This window comes from Mycobacterium sp. (assembly GCF_047975165.1).
In the GTDB taxonomy this organism is placed as follows: domain Bacteria; phylum Actinomycetota; class Actinomycetes; order Mycobacteriales; family Mycobacteriaceae; genus Mycobacterium.
Map to the genome: position 1 here is coordinate 1 of NZ_JBKECZ010000053.1, position 3,382 is coordinate 3,382.

Annotated in this window: 1 protein-coding gene and 2 pseudogenes; 2 read left to right on the plus strand and 1 reads right to left on the minus strand. The window is 63.7% G+C overall.

Annotation, left to right across the window (positions count from 1 at the left end; genetic code table 11):
* Positions 1-717 (plus strand): annotated as a pseudogene (locus ACK5M9_RS05760) (IS3 family transposase); the annotation flags it as partial.
* 379 nt (positions 718-1,096) lie between these two features.
* Positions 1,097-2,333, plus strand: a pseudogene (locus ACK5M9_RS05765) (IS256 family transposase).
* Between the two features lie 301 nt (positions 2,334-2,634).
* Here ACK5M9_RS05765 and ACK5M9_RS05770 read toward each other — a convergent pair.
* A complete protein-coding gene (locus ACK5M9_RS05770; RefSeq protein ID WP_416892225.1) occupies positions 2,635-3,309 on the minus strand; it encodes an HAD hydrolase-like protein in 675 nt (224 codons plus the stop codon).
* Positions 3,310-3,382 lie beyond the last annotated feature (73 nt).

Here is a 3,382-nt window from a genome sequence, read left to right on the forward strand (position 1 = left end):
CGCAGTTGCGGGCCTGGCTGCGCACATTCTCCACCGACCGGCCCCGTTGGGGCTGGCGACGAGCCGCGATCGCAGCCTGCAAGGCCGGCTGGGTCGTCAACAACAAGCGCATCCGGCGGCTGTGGCGCGAGGAGGGGCTACGAGTTTCCCCAGCGGCGTAAGAAGAAACGGCTGACCGGCATCGGGACTGCTGTCGGGGCGATGTGCCCGATCCGACCGAACGTGATTTGGGCGATGGACGTCCAGTTCGACACCACCGCTGACGGACTAACAGTGATGCTGCTCAACGTCATTGACGAGTTCACCCGCGAGGCCCTGGCGATCGAGGTCGACCGCTCGATCAACACCGACGGCGTGGTTGACGTCCTCGACCGCCTGGCCCTGATGCACGGGGCACCGACCTATCTACGGTTCGACAACGGCCCGGAGTTCGTCGCCCACGCCGTCAACGACTGGTGCCGGTTCAACGGCACCGGATCACTGTTCATCGATCTCGGCTCGCCGTGGCAGAACGCCTGGATCGAATCGCTCAACGGCCGACTGCGCGACACGTTGCTCAATTCCTGGCGCTTCGATTCGCTGCGCGAAGCCCGGGTCATCACCGAAGACTGGAGGATCGACTACAACGCCAACCGACCGCATTCGGCCCACCACGTACTCAGCCCAGCCGAGTTCGCCCTACAGCGGACCACGACCCACCAACCCCAAGCCGCATAGCGACTGGACCACCAAACGGGTCCCCCTCAACCAGGATCATCGACCTACCCGAGACCGCGGCGATCAACCCGCCCAAGCCGAACAACCAGGAGGATCAACCGATCGCTGCTTAACACCCGTTGGACTCAAACACCTTGACAAATTCCGCACCGGGCCGTGGAAGACCGTCGAAGACGTCGAACTGGCCACCCTCGGGTGGGTGCACTGGCACAACACCGCGCGGCTGTACAGCTACCTCGACGAGGTTGCGTCCAGCAGAGTGGTGTACGAGTCCCGGACCTGATCTGCGGTACTGGCGTGTCGTAGCCGAATGATTGAAGGTCATCGCGTGATTCTTCGAGAGACCGTACAAAGTCACTCGAGCAAAGGAATCAACGCGATGACCACTGCCCACGATATCGACCTGCCCATGGTGCTGGCCGAACGACTCACCACCACCCACCCCGATGTCTTGCGTGAACTGCTGGCCACATTCATCCACGCCGTGATGGGCGCCGAAGCCGACGCCTTGTGCGGAGCGGGCTACGGCCAGCGCAGCAGTGAGCGGACCAACCAGCGCAACGGCTACCGACACCGCGGATTCGATACCAGGGCCGGCACATTGGATCTGGCGATCCCCAAGTTGCGGCAGGGGTCCTACTTCCCGGACTGGCTGCTGGAGCGCCGCAAACGCGCCGAGCGGGCGCTGACCACGGTGGTGGCCACCTGTTACCTGCTGGGTGTGTCCACCCGGAGGATGGACAAACTCGTCGAAGCTTTGGGCATCACCAGCTTGTCCAAGTCGCAGGTGTCGGTGATGGCCACCGAACTCGACACTGCTGTAGAGTCCTTTCGGACCCGCCCGTTGGATGCCGGCCCCTACACGTTCGTGGCCGCCGACGCCCTGGTCCTCAAGGTCCGCGAGCAGGGTCGGGTGGTCAACGTGCACGCCCTGATCGCGACCGGGGTCAACGCCGAGGGCTACCACGAGATCCTGGGCATCGACGTCAGCACCGCCGAGGACGGCGCCGGCTGGCTGACGTTCTGGCGGTCGCTGACTGCCCGCGGGCTTATCCGGCGTGCGTCTGGTCACTAGCGACGCCCACGCCGGGCTGGTGGCCGCGATCGGGGCCACCTTGCCCGGGGCAGCTTGGCAGCGTTGCAGGACGCATTACACGACCAACCTGATGGCGATCACCCCCAAGGCGTCGTGGCCATGGGTGCGCACCCTGCTGCACTCGGTCTACGACCAACCCGACACGCAATCGGTTGCTGCGCAATATGATCGGATCATCGACGCGCTGGCCGACAAGCTGCCCAAAGTCGCTGATCACCTCGAAGCCGCCCGGGCGGACCTGCTGGCGTTCACCGCGTTCCCCAAGCAGATCTGGCGCCAGATCTGGTCGAACAACCCCCAGGAACGGCTGAACAAGGAGATTCGCCGCCGCACCGACGTCGTCGGCATCTTTCCCGACCGCAACGCCATGATCCCTCTCGTGGGCGCGGTGCTGGCCGAACAACACGACGAATGGGCCGAATCAAGGCGTTACCTCGGCCTCGACGTCCTCAGTAAATCCCGAGCAGAGCAGAACTCACCGACCGAACAGCAGGCCACTCCAGCGGCACTGACCGCCTGAACCATCAACACGAAGAATCACACGACGACGTCATACACCACGTCCGTGGACTTGACCCTCGACGGCCTACCCCCGGCAGAGTTCGAAGCCACAATCTACGATGCCCAAAGGAGCGACCAAACCCTGGTCGAAATCCCATAACCCGAGCCTCCGGGAAACCCAGGGCGATTCACCTCACCCTGACCCGGCGGGCCGTGGCCACGGCCCGTAAGCGCGGGTACCGGCCAGTGCGCTCGATGGGGGCGCCCTACTGGGAGGAGGAGGCGGTCGAGGGGTAGGGGAGATGCTGCGGCAGCGGCGCTTACAGGCCCAGCGTCGTCCGCAACTCATCGATCGTCTTCGCGTGTGTCAGGTCAGCGACGTGATAACCATCGGCGAAGTCTGCGTGACCATAGCCCCAGCCAACCACCACTGTGCTGATCCCGTGGGCGGCAGCACCGTCTACATCGTGGCGACGGTCGCCGACCATGAGTACCCGTGCTGGAAGCGGCTGCAATTGCTCCAGCGCGCAACCCAGAACCTCGACCTTGCTGCCGCGTGAGCCATCAGGTGTCGCACCCACGATCACCTCAAAAAACTGGTCCAAGCCGAAGTGCTCCAGAATTTGTCGTGCGGTCGGCTCCTGCTTCGACGTAGCCACCGCGAGCCGCACGCCTGCGTCACGTAGATCAGCCAGCACCTGCGCAACCCCGTCATAGAGTCTGTTCAATGCCCAGCCGCGAGTGCTGTAGTCAGCCCGGTAAGCAGCCAGTGCGTCCTCGGCACGATCGCCCAGTTCCATCGCTCGCAAAGTCGCATCCATTGGGGGGCCAACGATTTGCGGTGTTAGATCACCCGCAGGCAATTCGGCACCGACGTATTTCAATGCGTGGACGAAGCTGGAGACGATCCCCTCCGCCGAATCTGTCAGGGTGCCGTCGAGGTCGAAGATCACCAACTGCGGTCGCGTGACATCGCCTGAGGCTGTTCCTGTCATCGGTGCCCTATCCGCTATCAGCGTTTATCGTCGGTACCAGAACATCGGCCTCAAGCGCAGCGAGCATCAACGA

Coding starts and splice junctions, on each gene's coding strand:
- ACK5M9_RS05770 (WP_416892225.1), bottom strand. CDS start 3,309: ATGACAGGAACAGCCTCAGGCGATGTCACGCGACCGCAGTTGGTGATC.